Raw genomic sequence first — 14,461 nt, forward strand, 5'->3', positions numbered from 1 at the left:
AAAAACAATGACACAAACCATTGATCGCGTCCGAATTGAAACGCTTGTACGAGAAGCGATTCGGGGATCCTTAAAAAGCGCGGCTAGCGCATCGGCAGCGGCAGGCCAAAGCAATGCGATGTCGGCCTTTTCGCCGCCCGGCTGGGTGGACGGCAAGCCGAACTTGCGAGTCAGTATTTCGGCACGTCACGTCCATTTGACCGACGAGCACGTCGAAGTTTTGTTCGGTGCCGGCAGCACGCTCGAACCAGACAAAGCCCTTTATCAAGACGGTTTTTATGCAGCCAAGCAAACGGTGATGGTGGTGGGTCCCCGTCGTCGAATGTTGCCAAACGTCCGGGTACTTGGTCCGACTCGTGATTTCAGTCAAGTCGAATTGGCGCTCACCGACTCAATCTCACTCGGTATCGACGCACCGATACGTCACAGTGGCCACATTCACGGGTCACCAGGATGTGTCCTCGTCGGCCCCAAGGGCACGGTGCAACTCGACCAAGGCGTGATTCGCGCAGCGCGTCACGTCCACATGAATTTCGCCGACGCTGATTATTATGGCGTCAAGAATAGCGACAAGATGCAATTGGTCGTTCGAAGCAAGGAATGCAACGTCGTTTTTGAAGACGTATTGGTTCGCGCGGATGAGAAAGCGAAGTTGGAAGTCCACATCGATACGGACGAAGGCAACGCATGCAACTTGGAAGCCGCCAGCGAGATTATTCTTCGCAAAAACGAATGCAATTGTAAAGATCACTGATCTTAGTACTCAGTTTAACCTCTTTTGAAACTCTCCTTTTTCCTCTTTCCCTAAGGCAAAGCTCCTATGGCAAAAGTAAGTGAAGCGCTCGGTATGATTGAAACGAAGGGCTTCATCGCTCTCGTCGAAGCAAGCGACGCAATGATGAAGGCTGCGAACGTCCAATTCCTCGGTTGGGATAAGGTCGGCAGCGGTTTGGTAAGTGCCTTCGTGACGGGCGATGTTGCAGCGGTCAAAGCAGCTACCGACGCGGGTGCAGCAGCAGCAGGACGCATTGGCGAAGTCGTCACGGTCCAGGTGATCCCACGACCTCACGATGACTTGAGCAAGGTCCTCAAGACGATGGGCGCTCCAACAAAAGCGAAAGCGTAAGGACGCCTGACGCTTAGGACACTAACATGGGTTCACTCATCCAAGTGAACTTTATTCGCGATAACAAAAATCAATTTTTACTTGAAGAGAATCTTAATATGAACGATGCAATTGGTTTGATTGAAACCAAAGGATTGTTGGCTCTGATCGAAGCAACCGATGCGATGGCAAAGGCTGCGAACGTTCAAATCGTCAAGCGAGTCGATATCGGCGGTGCTTTCGTGACAACGATTGTTAGCGGAGATGTCGGTAGCGTTCGTGCGGCAGTCGAGGCGGGTGCCAATGCAGCCGCTCAAGTCGGTGAATTGGTCGGAAGCCATATCATCGCACGCCCTTCGGAGGGTCTCACGGGTGCTTTTTTGGGCTAGAGCCTAAGTCGACGGTACAACCGACGACTCATGTTTCACCACTCCCACAAAGGGCGTTTTCAGACGTGCTTGTTCTCGTAGCAAATTTGGGTTCCACTTCGTTCAAGTATCGTTTATACGATATGGCTGATGAACGCTGCCTCGCTCGCGGTGCGGTCGATCGAATTGGGGAACAAAAAAGTAAATGTACGGCGACGATCGGCGATTGGTCCGACGAGCGAACGATGGCAATTCCCGATCATGGGGTCGCCGTCGAAGCATGCTTGGCCCAATTGACCGACCCCGAGCATGGGGCGATCAAAGAGGCTTCCGAGGTAGCAGCAATCGGCTTTAAAGCGGTACACGGCGGACGATTGTCAGGTGTGTTTCGAATTGACGACGATGTGCTTGATGCGATGGCGGAAATGAATGCAGCCGCGCCGGCGCATAACCCTCCTTACATCGCTGCGATGAAGGCGATGCGAGCTCGTTTTGATTTGCCACTCGTCGCTGCTTTTGAAACCAACTTTCACCAAACCATTCCAACCGCCCGGAAGGAATACGCAATACCGCGGAAGTTGGCGGATGAGTTACATATTCGCAAATGGGGATTCCATGGTGCCAGCCACCGTTTTATCGCCACGCGAAGCGCGGAACTGCTAGGACGAAGCGATGCGCGAGTGATTTCCTGTCATCTCGGCGGTAGCAGTTCTTTGACAGCCATCAAGGATGGTCAAAGTGTGATGACGACGATGGGGATGACGCCACAAACCGGATTGCCTCAAAACAACCGTGTTGGTGACTTCGATCCATTCGCTCTGCCACTGATTATTGAGCAAACCGGAATGACGCTCGATGAAACGTTGGCCTATTTGGCTAGCCAAGGTGGACTGCTCGGACTGAGCGGACGCAGTGGCGATATTCGCGATCTGCGTGAAGCAGCCGCGCAAGGCGACGAGAATTGCAAAATGGCACTCGATGTGTTTGTCGAAGAAATTCGAAGACATCTCGGCGGCATGATGGTCGCACTTGGTGGCGTCGATGCCATCGTCTTCACAGCAGGCATTGGCGAGAATGATGACGAGATCCGGTCCGCCGTCTGTGCGAACTTGGAGGAGTTTGGCATTGTCGTCGATACCGAAGCCAATGCAAACCTTCGTGGTGAAGCATGTTTCCATGCCACGAACAGTGGCACACAATTATGGGTGATCCCAACGAATGAAGAAATTGTCGTTGCTCGCCAAACCGTCGCTGTCCTCCAACAGAATTAGCGTTTCGTAATCGTTCCTCCGAACAAGTTTTCAACCCATGTTTATCGCTCGAGTTACCGGATCGGTCGTCAGCACTCAAAAGGTGCAAACGATGACTGGCCACAAGCTTCTCATTGTCGAGCCCTATCGGCTTGAGAGTGAAAAGCGTCAATCGCTTGAAACGACAGGACGAACATTTGTTGCGGTCGACACGATCGGGGCGGGAGAAGGCGAATTTGTGCTAATCACCCAAGGCAGTAGTGCTCGGCTCACTCCTGAGACCAAGACTTTACCAATCGACGCGGTCATTATTGGCATCGTCGACAATGTTCATATCGACAAAACCAGCGTCTACAACCGAAATAATTAATCATGCAATTCGATGAATCTATAATCCGCAGCGTCGTCGCTCAAGTCTTAGCAGAAGTGGGCCCACCGCCGACGACTGCCGGGGTCGACCCAAGTTGTGGTTGCCCTCTTTCCAACGGAGCCGCCCCGAATGGAGCCGCCCTGAACGGAGCCGCCCTGAATGGTGGTGGTGGCAATAGCGACGAGGGCAAATACGGGATCTTCTACGATGCCGATTCCGCCGTCGCCGCGGCACGCAAAGCGTACGAGCAATTACGCGAGCGTCCAATTGCGGATCGAAAGAAGATTATTTCGATTATTCGCCGCATCGCGATCGCGGACTGCGAAGAGCTTGGCTTGATGGAGATGGCGGAAACCAAGATTGGTCGCCCCCTCCACAAGATCGAGAAGCTAAAAACGCTTGGCGAACTTTCTCCTGGTGTCGAGTTTTTAGAGTCACTTTGTTTCAGTGGCGATCACGGACTAGCGGTTATCGAACGTGCTCCGTTCGGCGTCATTGCTGCGATTACCCCCTCGACACATAGTTTGCCAACCTTGACCGGTAACTCGGTTAGCATGATCGCGGGCGGCAACGCTGTTGTTTGTAATCCACACCCTTCGGGAAAGAAGGTCGCTGCGGAGGGGGTTCGACGCTACAACAAGGCGATTCTTGAAGAGGTCGGTATCGATAACCTGATGTGCGTGATTGCGGAACCGACACTCGAAAGTGCGGGCAAACTCTTCTCCAACCGAGACGTCGCGCTGATCTGCGTGACAGGCGGCCCGGCAGTTGGTCGAGCGGCACTCAATAGTGGCAAACGCGCCGTCGTCGCGGGCCCCGGCAACCCACCGGTGGTCGTTGATGAGACCGCTGATTTGGATAACGCCGCTCGTTGTATCATTCAAGGTGCTGCCTACGACAACAACCTGCTTTGCATCGCCGAGAAAGAGGTGTTTGTGGTCGAAAGTGTTTTCGATGACATGATGAAAGCGATGAAACGAGCCGGGGCGGTCCAGCTCAACAGCGAACAAATCGCGGCATTAACCAGCAAAGCAATCACCCAAGCGGGTGATGACAATCATGATGTCGCTGCGAAAGAATTTATCGGAAAAGATGCCAAGGTGATTGCCGCTGCGGCAGGCGTGAGCGTTCCCGACGACTGCGAGTTAATCTTTGGTGAAACCAACTTCGAGCACCCGTTCGTTGGCGTCGAACAAATGATGCCTTTCGTTCCATTCGTTCGAGCGAAGTGTGTCGATACAGCGATCGCGATGGCCAAGGAAGCCGAGCACGGTTTCCGACACACCGCAATTATCCATTCTCGCAACGTTCGCAATATGACCAAGATGGGTCGAGAATTGGACACGACTTTGTATGTCAAGAATGGCCCCTGCATGGCGGGGCTTGGGCTTGGCGGGGAGGGATATGTCTCCTTTTCCATCGCGGGGCCGACAGGTGAAGGAGTCACGTCGCCAACCACCTTTACTCGTGAACGTCGCTGCACCATGGTCGACGAATTGCGAGTGGTTTAGAAGATGCAACCAGCAATCGTTCTCGGGTCGGCTCGCGCCACAATCAAACACCAAAGCTTAGAAGGGCGTCGGCTTGTGGTGCTGCAACCGACCGGAGTCGATGACGCCCCGGATGGTCCTCCGCTACTCGCGATTGATGGCGTTGGATGCCGAAAAGGGGACCGCGTGATCGCAACGAGCGATGGCTCGTTCGCCCGAGAATTAACGAAACACGAAAACACACCGGCTCGCTGGAGCGTTGTCGGAATTATTGATAACTGATGAAATCCATTCACGACACCACCAAGATGATCGCCATCGATTCGATTGACGCCGTATGGCTCAAGGCGATCGTTCGCCAGGTCGTGTCGAAAGTGGAGGTGCAGAAGGCGGCTCTGGCAGCAAAACCCGCTCCGTCACCCGAAACGTTCAGCGGAAAATTGGTCTCGCTCGAAACGATTGAACAATGGGCTCGATCGCGAAAGTCCGAAATCAAAATTGGATCGAAGACAATCGTGACACCCGCTGCGATCGATGAAGCGAAGCGGCATGGAATCACGATTTCACGCGGTGAGATTTCACGCGGTGAATCGTGTAGCAAGTCGTCGCAGCCGAGTACTGTTGGCGGTTCAATTGGGAAGGATTCAACCGAATACGATATTAGCGATAGCCAAGATCCGCATCGGGCTGTGCTGATCTCGGAGCAACTGCGGCGTCGTCATGCAAAGGGGTCGGCGGTGATCGTATGTAGCGATACGCCGGCAGTGGATGTTTTTCGCCTGTGCAGCGAAAATCGACGAACCGTCATGATTTCGGATTTCGCCTCCGTCGAACGGTTTGAGAACGAATTATCCCCCGACGTGTGGGTGTTAGATATGAAGAAACTAAACTTAATCGCAGCGGTCAATGCTGCCCAGAAAATACTTGAGCTACGCTAGTTTGAAAGTCGTAGCAGAACTGCACAAACAAAAAGTCACCAATGAAGATTGCTCGTACGATCGGCACCGTTACGCTTGCTCGCTTCCATCCTTCCCTGGGTGCAGCGAACTTGCGATATGTGGAGGTCGTTGATTCGATCGATCGAATCGACGTAGAACCACTCGGCGGGGATTGTATTGTCGCATGGGATCTCTGCGGATGTGCGGCAGGTGATCTCGTCGCCTTGGCGGAGGGCCCCGAAGCGGCTCAGCCGTTTAAGCCCGATGTGAAAGCGATCGATGCCTCGATCGTGGCACTGCTCGACAACGTGAACTTACAATAATCAATTTGGCGAACTAACAAACCGACGAAACCTTTTTACTCTTCAGGAAATAGGAATTATGCAAAACCTACACAAGATCAAGCAAGACATGTGCGACATTGGTCGTCGTATCTACAACCGTCAATTCGCCGCGGCCAACGATGGGAACATTACGGTTCGCGTTAGCGAAAATGAATTGCTTTGTACGCCGACGCTACACTGCAAAGGTTACTTGAAGCCTGAAGACATCTCGCTTGTCGATATGACGGGCAAACAACTCGCGGGCAGCAAGCCACGAAGTAGCGAAGCGCTGCTCCATATCGAAATCTACAAGCAGCGTGCCGACGTGAAGAGCGTCGTGCATTGCCACCCGCCACATGCGACCGCCTTCGCGATTGCTCGCGAGCCCATTCCTCAGTGCGTTTTGCCTGAGGTCGAAGTTTTCCTTGGTGACGTTCCGATCACGAAATACGAAACACCTGGCGGGCAAGCGTTTGCGGATACCATTTTGCCATTCGTTGATAAGACGAACGTTATGATCTTGGCCAATCACGGAACGGTTAGCTATGGCGAATCGGTTGAAAAAGCTTATTGGTGGACCGAGATTCTCGATGCTTATTGCCGCATGTTGATGTTGGCGAAGCAGCTAGGCAACGTTTCCTACTTGGGCAATGAGAAGGCACAAGAGCTCTTGGATCTCAAGGACAAGTGGGGATACAAGGATCCACGCAATACGCCCGAGTACAAGAATTGCGACATTTGTGCGAACGATATTTTCCGAAACTCATGGGCTGATTCGGATGTCGATCGTCGCGCGTTCCCCGCCCCCGCACCAGCGGCTCCAGCACCCGCTGCAAGCAGTTCCAACGGTTCGGCAAGCGGTAGCGTCAACGAAGAGCAGTTGGTGAAGTTGATCACCGACGAAGTGCTTCGGCAAATGCAGAAATAGTAACGCGGGCATGAACTAAAGACTCCTTATTGAAGATATCCTGATCTATGAAAGTTTCTATTATCGGTGGTGGCGGACTCGTTGGTTCGTGTGCTGCTTACGCGCTACAATGTGGCGGGCTCGTTCGAGAAATTGCTTTGCTAGACGTCAACCAAGAGCTGGCGGTTGGGCAAGCGTTGGATTTGCAACACGGCGGACCGAGCATCGCGGACCAAACGATCCAAGGCGGCAGCTACGAGCACATTCCCGACAGCGACATTATCTGTATCACCGCAGGTCTTCGCCGCAAGCCGGACGAATCGCGTTTGGACCTGATTAACCGTAACACCGACCTGTTTGTGCAAATTCTTCGCGACGTGAAGGCCGCAGGCATCAAGTCGACCGCCATCGTGTTGGTCGTTAGCAATCCAGTCGACATTTTAACATACGTCGCGGCACAGACACTCGGTTTGCCAATCAATCAGGTGATTGGGCTAGGAACCCAGCTTGATACGATTCGTTTTTGCTCTTTGATCGCGGAAGAATTGAACGCTCCTCCGACGCAAACCAAGGCTCTGATCTTGGGCGAGCACGGTGAATCGATGGTGCCTATCTGGAGCAGTGCAACGATCGGTGGACTGCCGCTCGATAAGTTCTCTGGCTGGGATCATGGTGTCGCTTCCAAGGTGTTCACTCGTACTCGCGGAAGCGGGGCCGAAGTGATCAAACGGAAAGGTGGGGCTGGATTTGCAGTCGGTATTGCAATTCGAGATTGCATTGACGCAATTGCGCTCGATCGAAGATGTATTCTGCCGGTGAGCTCTGTACAAGACGGATGTTACGGCATCCGCGATGTCGCGTTGTCGGTTCCTACGGTCGTTGGACGTACTGGCGTGATGCGACGAATCGAACTCGATTTATGGCCAAAAGAAATTCAAGGCATTCGGGCCAGCGGTACGGCGTTAAGAAGTACGCTCAGCGCAGTGATGCCTCGGGTGGGAAGCCTTTAATTCACTTCAACGTCAGCAAACATGTTTTTGCAATCGCGACGAAACCAAGCGTAACCGATACCGATGGTGAGAACGCAGTACGTTGCGATCCAGACGGGATGAACATTCGCATCAAGCATGCGAGGTGTGTCGAGAAATCGGTCGCCCATCCACCAGGCGAGCGCGAGGTACACACCGTTCGCCAAAAGGCAAAAATCGGCGATGAACCAAACGGTCCAATGGCGAACGACAGCGGCAACCGTGAGTGGCAGGATGACACCCAGCAGCGGGCCTGCCCACAGCGTTAGCTGCGGATGGGGATCCGGCGAATGGAGCGAATAGGGCAACCGCCAAGGTGCCAAATCAAATTCGCGAAGCGCCGCACCGCCAAGCTTTCCGCCAATCAAGTGACCCACTTCATGCGTCAACGTCATGACCGTCCAAGACGCGACCAGCAGCATAATGAACTGCAATAGTCGTTTTAACATGCTTGGTCTCTCTGCGGTTTGTTGACAGCATCAGCGGTGCAGGTCCGAAAGTGGTCATTGTTACCGAATCCTCGATACAATGTTCGTCGCCTTTCGCTCCGCGAATATTCGCACCCCCAACGTTCTTTCGGGGAGCCAACCGCGACGATGTTTCGCCGAACGGGGGTCCATGGATTGTTTCTTCGCTACAATACGGTCAAATAATACCATAATGGATTCCGATGCGATAAAACAAACGTTTGCGAGGAACGGGTGAGCGACCAAGCCAATCAACAAACAGAATTCCAAACGCAAGGTGCTCAATCGACGAGTAAGAAGCTCTCTCTCGAATCGACGACGCCTCCTGCGAAGGTTCCTGGATATCGTCTACAGCGGTTTCTTGGCGCTGGGGCGTTTGGGCAAGTCTGGGTTGGCCAAAATCTAAATACGGGTCGGGGCGTTGCCGTTAAATTTTATTTGCATCGCGGCGGAGTCAACTGGTCGCTATTGAGCCGCGAAGTCAAGAATCTTGTTCAATTGTCCGCTGATCGGCATGTCGTGCAAGTGCTTGAAGTTGGTTGGGATGCCACACCGCCCTATTATGTCATGGAATTGATTCAAGGCGGGTCACTCGAAGACCGTTTGCAACGGGTAGGGCGTCTAAGCGTCACCGAATCCGTTGCAATGTTTCGCGAGATTTTGATCGGATTGAATCATTGTCATGGGAAAGGGGTTTTGCATTGCGATTTAAAACCTGCCAACATCTTGCTCGGCGAAGAGAACGAGCCTCGATTGGCTGATTTCGGTCAAAGCCGAATGTCGCATGACCAAACACCAGCTCTCGGAACTCTGTTTTACATGGCACCCGAGCAAGCCGATTTGACATCGACCCCCGATGCCCGCTGGGACGTCTACGCGGCCGGTGCAATATTGTTTCGCTTGCTTACCGGTGAGCCACCCTATCGCAATGCCTCTCTGCTAGAACAAATCGACACCGCCGATTCGCTGCCCGTGCGGTTACAGCATTATCGGACGGCCATCCAATCGAGCGAGATTCCGACCGCTCATTCAAAAATCAAAGGTGTCGATCGATCTTTAGGTCGTATCGTCAACCGATGTTTAGAAGTCGACCCGGCGGACCGCTACGAGAACGTCCAGCAAATCCTACAAGACTTGGACGCACGGGATCGAACGCTTGCCAAGCGTCCACTCATGCTACTTGGCATCGTCGGTCCACTACTTGTCCTTCTGGCAACCTGTTTATTCGCCGTGCGAAGTATTGAACATGCAACCGAGAGCACTCAATCGGCACTGCGTACCGAAGCATCGAGCAGCAATCAGCTGGCGGCGAAATTTGCGGCACGGACACTCGAAAGTGAACTGGAGCGATACTTCGATGCTGCTCAACGTGAGGCTCGTTCGAAAAGTTTCCGAATGCTCCTGCAACAAACGATCGAAGATCCGAGCATTGTTCCGCTGAGGGAAATCATTGCCTCGGCCGATGCCAGTGCCGCGGAGAAGGAATCCGCCAGAGAGCAATTGCTTGATTCCCCCGTTCGCTTGGAACTACGTCAACAGTTGATTGAGCGGCTCCTTCACTTTAGCGCCACCGATGCGGCGGGCCGACGTCCGCGTTTCGCCACGATGTTTGTTACCGACAGCACCGGCACGATGATCGCCATCGCGTATGACAAACCAGTGGAACGAGATCAAAACAGTGCTGGACGTAACTTTGCATTCCGAACCTACTTTCATGGCGGCAGCGATGATCTTGATGAATCGATTCAAATCGACTCGATTCGCCCCCTTCGTCGCACGCATCTATCGTCAGCTTTCCAAAGTACGGCGACAGGGTTGTGGAAGGTCGCCGTCAGCACTCCGATCTACTTTACCGAACAACGCGATGAACCGGACGCGGTCTTGGTGGCTACCATCAACCTTGGCGATTTCCAGCTTTTACAAAGTGAAGAGGGAGCGAACCAAGTTGCCGTGTTGGTCGAAGCGAGAACGGGCGCTCGGCGCGGGACGGTCCTACAACATCCCTTAATGGATACACGACGAGAAGCGGGTGAGACGCTGGCGGATGAGAAATTCCAAATTGATGGCGACTTGGTCAACGAGATCCTGCGCGGAGGGGATGTCAATTACAATGATCCGGTGGCAACATCCCCCGACGGAGCTCTGTACGATGGAGAATGGATCGTCGCGATGCAACCGGTTGAATTACCGCGAAACGTTTATGACAGCCAAAGTGAACCGAGCGAAGAACCATTTACAGCCGATCAAAGTATCGAGACCGATTTGTTGGTCATGGTTCAATACCGCTTGGCAAAGGTGATGGCCCCGGTGGGAAAAATGCGGCGTGACCTGTTTTCTGAAGGAGCCCTAGCCGTGCTGTCATTGTTGGCCGTCACCATAAGCCTTTGGTTCGTTGTCCGTCGAATCAGCGAATCGGACCTTTCGATGCACTCATCGGAACACGACGCGATTCCGGAAAGCACCGGAAATACCGAAACCATCGCCGTCAAGTAACCAAGCAGGCTGGCGTGCTACTTGTTGAGTTCTTCGCCCAATCGTTCTCGAAAAATCTTGCTGTTATGGCGAATGTCAACCGGCAACGGTTTATCACGAATAATGATCGTCTCGATCCGACGTGTCAGAGGGTTGCGTTTCCCTAAATCGATCAATTCCTCCATCAACACACGCGACTCTTTTTCGCTCTTGGGCTGATACTGTGGGTAGGTTTCGACCAGCACCACCGGCGTCTGGTCGGGAAGATCCCCCTTCCCGACGAGGGCGCTTCGGTAGACTTTAGAATGAGCGTTAAAAACCGCTTCGCAAGGAACGGTGAATAGCGTCCGTTCCCCTGATACAACGCGATGGGCTTTGCGACCGCAAAACCAGAAACGATCTTTTGAATCCAAATAGCCGACATCTCCCATGCGATGCCAAACACGGTCGCCATCACGAACCTTGTGCATTGCGTTCTGATCGGAGCGGACGACATATTCGGTCGTCACCATCGGACCGGCCACCATGAGCTCGCCGATTTTCCCAATGGGCAGTTCGCTGGTTTCTCCGATCTCAGCAACGGGGCCATCATCGATCTTCACCACTCGCCACTCTACCCCCTCGAACCGAGAACCAACACAAACCCCTTTTCCCTTGGCTGCCGCCGGCCCGGTTTCTGCAATCACTTCTCGCGATTCGATCGATGCGATGGGAAGCGCCTCGGTTGCTCCATAAGGGGTCACAATCATTGCGTCGGGCGCGACGAGCGTACGCAGTTTTTCAAGCGTTGCTGCCGGAACCGGTGCACCAGCGGACAGGACTCGCCGCAGCGTTGGAAAGGGGCGCTCGACTCCCTGCTGTTCACACCAACGAACGACCGTATTCCAAAGCGCAGGCGACCCGAAAGCCTGATCGACGTCCCATTGATTGGCTGCTTCGATCAAACGCTGGGGGTTCACCTCAGCAGGCCGGGTCGGATCCATATCGGGAATAATCGTCGTGACCCCCATCACCGCATCGAATAAGCCAAACAGAGGGAAACAAGCCAAGTCGCGCGAACCGCGGTGAATGTCGTAGCGGAGGCGGATGCGGTCCACTTGGGCATGAAACGTTCCATGCGTGTACAACACGCCCTTCGGTGGCCCCGTACTACCCGTGGTAAAAATGATCGAAGCTGGAGTATCAAGCCCGACTTTCGGCAAGACATCCTCGTCGGTACTGCGCCCCAATTCGGCAATCTGGTCAAGCGATTTCCCGCCCCAGAGAATGCGTCCTGAGGACATCACCCGCGAAGCAACGTTGCGCTCGGCAACCGTGACATTAAACTTCGCACTGGCGAAACGTTTTCGCATAAGGCTGCGAATGAGCTGAGCTTTGGGAATCCCCACGAATCCGTCGACCTTCGATTCGCGTAAACAGTTCACCAAATGTTTTCGCCCAATGCCTGGATCGATCAGAACCGCAACGACTCCCGCTTTCAATAAGGAGAAAACAATCTCAATGAACGGGGCACCGAACGGGACGAGCATCGCCAGCCGCATCCCTGGCTTCACCCCCCAGCGGAGCAGCCCTTTGGCGATTTCGTCGCTACGCCGGTCAAGTTGCTCAAACGTCGTCAATCGGTAATGCCGAAGAGAATCACCACGAACCGGCCCATCAGGTTCAGCAATCGCCAGGGCGGTCGGCGTCAAATTTCGTATGACCTTCAAGCGAGCCGCAATGTTTAGATCCTTGGGGATACCTTCTTGGGACTGCGGTTCTTCGTGATCGCATGAATGCTTACTCATGGCTCCGATACCTTCCGTTCGTTCTTGGCGACATTCATTTGTTCAGAAATTGTTTGAATGATCCCTGCAGCAATGTTCGTTTCACATACTTGCTGAATTCCCTTCCAACCTGGCACTGCGTTGACTTCCAACACCTTAGGCGAGCCATCCAGCGAATCAATCATGTCGACGGCGGCGATCGTCAACCCCATCGAGGTGGTTAATCGCTTCGCCATCTCCGTTTGCTCGCGTGTGGGCTCGACCAACCGCGTCTTTGCTCCGTGAGCATGATTGGTACGAAAATCGTCTTTGTTTTCGCGGCTAGCGGCAATCACATGATCGCCGATGACAAGCAGTCGCGTGTCATGGCCGCCCGGCGGGACGAAAGCTTGAATGTAAAATACCGCGTCCATTTGATCGAGTGACGAAAAAACCGTCCACGCTAATTCGCGATCTCGGATACGCATCACGCCGCGTCCCTCACCACCAAAGATTGGCTTCACGACACAATCGCCACCGAGATGGTCAAAGCATGTCATCGCTTCCGCACGAGACTGCACGACCAGCGTTTCCGGAGTATCGTAACCGAGCCTTTCCGCATAGGCGAGTGTACTAAACTTGTCGATCGCCAATTCAAGACCGCGAGGTGAATTGATCACAGGAACCGACACAGCGGCCAAAGCGTGTAGAACCGATAGCCGTAGTGTTATCTTTTCGAGTGAACCAGCTGGCATCGTTCTCGCCAAGACAGCATCGAATGAATCAAGCGGCAATGCTGACGGTGAGTAAGAATTGCAACCTAAACTCATGCGCGCCGATCGTCCGACGCTGGCAAACAGCGACTCGTATTGGCAAAAGGTCAGTTCGTACCGACGATCCATAGCTACAGCCGCTTTCAATTGGTTCGAATGCCAGCCGTCACCCGCTCCGAGAACGAGAATGCGTCGTCGATCATCGACCATGAGAATGCTCATTCATAGAAACGATTTTCGCAAAATATCCGTCTCTATTTTCCCCGAAGTCCAAGTTCGCCCCGTACGCAAATTAGAGAACGTCACCAATGCAGGGCTAAAAAGAAGCGGATCCACTTTATAGAAGTCAAAATCATAACCCTCAAAGATGGCCGCAAAGGGACGCCCATGGTCAGCGGAACTGGGGCTCGGAACCTTCTCGGCAATCGCCTCAACCGCCTCGTCGTCGCAGTCAACCCACAACGTCACTTCCCCTCCATAAAGAATCGCGTCGTTGGTACGCCCGATGCCTCGAACCGTATCGCCGGTTTTAGCAACAGGAGCGATTGGCGCGTTTCCCGTCGCCGAGACGACGCGCGTTACATCAAACCCCAGCGAATAAAGTTTGTGCATGGCGGTTTCAATCGAACGAGCAACCACTTGGATCGTCCCGGCGATCGAGGTGCTCGGGGCGATCGCAATCCGAATTTGATCCGCCGCAACGCGACACTGCTCGGCAATCGAACGAATCGCCGAAACCGTCGGCAATTTTTCAGCCTCCAACACACCGACGACCACGGACGCTGTTTCGGCCAATCCGAGATCGTGTAACATCTCTTCCTTCCCCCGGACCAAACGCATCGGTCCGCTACCCATTGCAAAGAAGTCGTCCGTTGAAACGGGCCAACCTGCGTACTGGCTCGCTAGGCAGGCCTCGACCGGTCGATCCGTACGGACAAAAACACTGTTCGAAACAACATGCGTCGCCCGATCACAGGGCACGATCGCGACGTCCGCTAGGTCGGCAAGGCAAAGTCGGGCCAGAGCGATCCCACCAGCAAGCGATCCACGGTGGTGAACACCAGCATCGAGGATTTTGGCTCCTTCGATGACCGATGCCCTCAACGATGCCCTCAACGACGCATCGTGACCTGCCGCCACGCCGTTTTGATCGATCAATTGGTCGAAAAGCGAGCACATACGCTCGTTGACTGAGTTTGGAACTAACATAACTAAATGGTTGCCG

16 protein-coding genes are annotated in these 14,461 nt (G+C 53.7%); 12 read left to right on the forward strand and 4 right to left on the reverse strand.

What is annotated here, in order from left to right; all coding sequences use genetic code 11:
- The first annotated feature begins 7 nt into the window (after positions 1 to 7).
- The 11 genes from pduL (at position 8) to Q31b_RS26425 (ending at position 7,761) form a co-directional block, all read left to right on the forward strand.
- The gene (gene pduL, locus Q31b_RS26375) at positions 8 to 754 is read left to right on the forward strand and encodes a phosphate propanoyltransferase (protein ID WP_146602667.1); all 747 of its coding nucleotides are present in this window, start codon (positions 8 to 10) and stop codon (positions 752 to 754) included.
- A gap of 66 nt (positions 755 to 820) precedes the next feature.
- Complete coding sequence (locus Q31b_RS26380; protein WP_146602668.1) at positions 821 to 1,126, forward strand: BMC domain-containing protein; 306 nt, start codon at positions 821 to 823, stop codon at positions 1,124 to 1,126.
- Between the two features lie 26 nt (positions 1,127 to 1,152).
- A complete protein-coding gene (locus Q31b_RS26385) occupies positions 1,153 to 1,494 on the forward strand; it encodes a BMC domain-containing protein (RefSeq protein WP_449289936.1) in 342 nt (113 codons plus the stop codon).
- A gap of 65 nt (positions 1,495 to 1,559) precedes the next feature.
- The gene (locus Q31b_RS26390; RefSeq protein ID WP_146602669.1) at positions 1,560 to 2,744 is read left to right on the forward strand and encodes an acetate/propionate family kinase; all 1,185 of its coding nucleotides are present in this window, start codon (positions 1,560 to 1,562) and stop codon (positions 2,742 to 2,744) included.
- Between the two features lie 37 nt (positions 2,745 to 2,781).
- Positions 2,782 to 3,093 carry a EutN/CcmL family microcompartment protein gene (locus tag Q31b_RS26395; RefSeq protein WP_146602670.1) on the forward strand — a complete coding sequence of 104 codons (312 nt, stop codon included), beginning with the start codon at positions 2,782 to 2,784 and terminating at the stop codon, positions 3,091 to 3,093.
- A gap of 2 nt (positions 3,094 to 3,095) precedes the next feature.
- Positions 3,096 to 4,604, forward strand: a complete 1,509-nt coding sequence (locus tag Q31b_RS26400; protein WP_146602671.1) for an aldehyde dehydrogenase family protein — start codon at positions 3,096 to 3,098, stop codon at positions 4,602 to 4,604.
- Positions 4,605 to 4,607: 3 nt separating this feature from the next.
- Entirely contained in the window at positions 4,608 to 4,865 is a 258-nt protein-coding gene (locus Q31b_RS26405; protein WP_146602672.1) for a EutN/CcmL family microcompartment protein, read from the forward strand.
- Positions 4,865 to 5,521, forward strand: a complete 657-nt coding sequence (locus Q31b_RS26410) for a hypothetical protein (RefSeq protein WP_146602673.1) — start codon at positions 4,865 to 4,867, stop codon at positions 5,519 to 5,521. Before Q31b_RS26405 ends, Q31b_RS26410 begins: the two co-directional genes overlap by 1 nt.
- Positions 5,522 to 5,562: 41 nt before the next feature.
- Positions 5,563 to 5,844, forward strand: coding sequence for a EutN/CcmL family microcompartment protein (locus Q31b_RS26415; RefSeq protein ID WP_146602674.1), 282 nt, complete (start codon positions 5,563 to 5,565; stop codon positions 5,842 to 5,844).
- 58 nt (positions 5,845 to 5,902) lie between these two features.
- Entirely contained in the window at positions 5,903 to 6,772 is an 870-nt protein-coding gene (locus Q31b_RS26420) for a class II aldolase/adducin family protein (protein WP_146602675.1), read from the forward strand.
- Between the two features lie 47 nt (positions 6,773 to 6,819).
- Entirely contained in the window at positions 6,820 to 7,761 is a 942-nt protein-coding gene (locus Q31b_RS26425; RefSeq protein ID WP_146602676.1) for a lactate/malate dehydrogenase family protein, read from the forward strand.
- On the opposite strand, the gene Q31b_RS26430 is transcribed toward Q31b_RS26425, so the two are convergent.
- Complete coding sequence (locus tag Q31b_RS26430) at positions 7,758 to 8,228, reverse strand: hypothetical protein (RefSeq protein WP_146602677.1); 471 nt, start codon at positions 8,226 to 8,228, stop codon at positions 7,758 to 7,760. The genes Q31b_RS26425 and Q31b_RS26430 overlap by 4 nt on opposite strands.
- Before the next feature lie 252 nt (positions 8,229 to 8,480).
- Here Q31b_RS26430 and Q31b_RS26435 point away from each other — a divergent pair, with 252 nt between their 5' ends.
- Entirely contained in the window at positions 8,481 to 10,739 is a 2,259-nt protein-coding gene (locus Q31b_RS26435) for a serine/threonine protein kinase (protein ID WP_146602678.1), read from the forward strand.
- Between the two features lie 17 nt (positions 10,740 to 10,756).
- Here Q31b_RS26435 and Q31b_RS26440 read toward each other — a convergent pair whose 3' ends face one another.
- Genes Q31b_RS26440 through mch form a run of 3 tightly spaced genes read right to left on the reverse strand, consistent with a single transcriptional unit; the run spans position 10,757 to position 14,445 of the window.
- Entirely contained in the window at positions 10,757 to 12,505 is a 1,749-nt protein-coding gene (locus Q31b_RS26440) for a fatty acid CoA ligase family protein (protein WP_146602679.1), read from the reverse strand.
- The gene (locus Q31b_RS26445) at positions 12,502 to 13,458 is read right to left on the reverse strand and encodes an ATP-grasp domain-containing protein (RefSeq protein WP_146602680.1); all 957 of its coding nucleotides are present in this window, start codon (positions 13,456 to 13,458) and stop codon (positions 12,502 to 12,504) included. Before Q31b_RS26445 ends, Q31b_RS26440 begins: the two co-directional genes overlap by 4 nt.
- Positions 13,459 to 14,445 (reverse strand): methenyltetrahydromethanopterin cyclohydrolase, encoded by a 987-nt coding sequence (gene mch / locus Q31b_RS26450; RefSeq protein ID WP_231617875.1) that lies wholly within the window; start codon positions 14,443 to 14,445, stop codon positions 13,459 to 13,461. It abuts the gene before it with no gap.
- Positions 14,446 to 14,461: the final 16 nt, after the last annotated feature.

This window comes from Novipirellula aureliae (assembly GCF_007860185.1).
GTDB classification, from domain to species: Bacteria; Planctomycetota; Planctomycetia; order Pirellulales; family Pirellulaceae; genus Novipirellula_A; species Novipirellula_A aureliae.

Coding starts and splice junctions, on each gene's coding strand:
- pduL (WP_146602667.1), top strand. CDS start 8: ATGACACAAACCATTGATCGCGTCCGAATTGAAACGCTTGTACGAGAA.
- Q31b_RS26380 (WP_146602668.1), top strand. CDS start 821: ATGGCAAAAGTAAGTGAAGCGCTCGGTATGATTGAAACGAAGGGCTTC.
- Q31b_RS26385 (WP_449289936.1), top strand. CDS start 1,153: ATGGGTTCACTCATCCAAGTGAACTTTATTCGCGATAACAAAAATCAA.
- Q31b_RS26395 (WP_146602670.1), top strand. CDS start 2,782: ATGTTTATCGCTCGAGTTACCGGATCGGTCGTCAGCACTCAAAAGGTG.
- Q31b_RS26400 (WP_146602671.1), top strand. CDS start 3,096: ATGCAATTCGATGAATCTATAATCCGCAGCGTCGTCGCTCAAGTCTTA.
- Q31b_RS26405 (WP_146602672.1), top strand. CDS start 4,608: ATGCAACCAGCAATCGTTCTCGGGTCGGCTCGCGCCACAATCAAACAC.
- Q31b_RS26410 (WP_146602673.1), top strand. CDS start 4,865: ATGAAATCCATTCACGACACCACCAAGATGATCGCCATCGATTCGATT.
- Q31b_RS26415 (WP_146602674.1), top strand. CDS start 5,563: ATGAAGATTGCTCGTACGATCGGCACCGTTACGCTTGCTCGCTTCCAT.
- Q31b_RS26420 (WP_146602675.1), top strand. CDS start 5,903: ATGCAAAACCTACACAAGATCAAGCAAGACATGTGCGACATTGGTCGT.
- Q31b_RS26425 (WP_146602676.1), top strand. CDS start 6,820: ATGAAAGTTTCTATTATCGGTGGTGGCGGACTCGTTGGTTCGTGTGCT.
- Q31b_RS26430 (WP_146602677.1), bottom strand. CDS start 8,228: ATGTTAAAACGACTATTGCAGTTCATTATGCTGCTGGTCGCGTCTTGG.
- Q31b_RS26440 (WP_146602679.1), bottom strand. CDS start 12,505: ATGAGTAAGCATTCATGCGATCACGAAGAACCGCAGTCCCAAGAAGGT.
- Q31b_RS26445 (WP_146602680.1), bottom strand. CDS start 13,458: ATGAGCATTCTCATGGTCGATGATCGACGACGCATTCTCGTTCTCGGA.
- mch (WP_231617875.1), bottom strand. CDS start 14,445: ATGTTAGTTCCAAACTCAGTCAACGAGCGTATGTGCTCGCTTTTCGAC.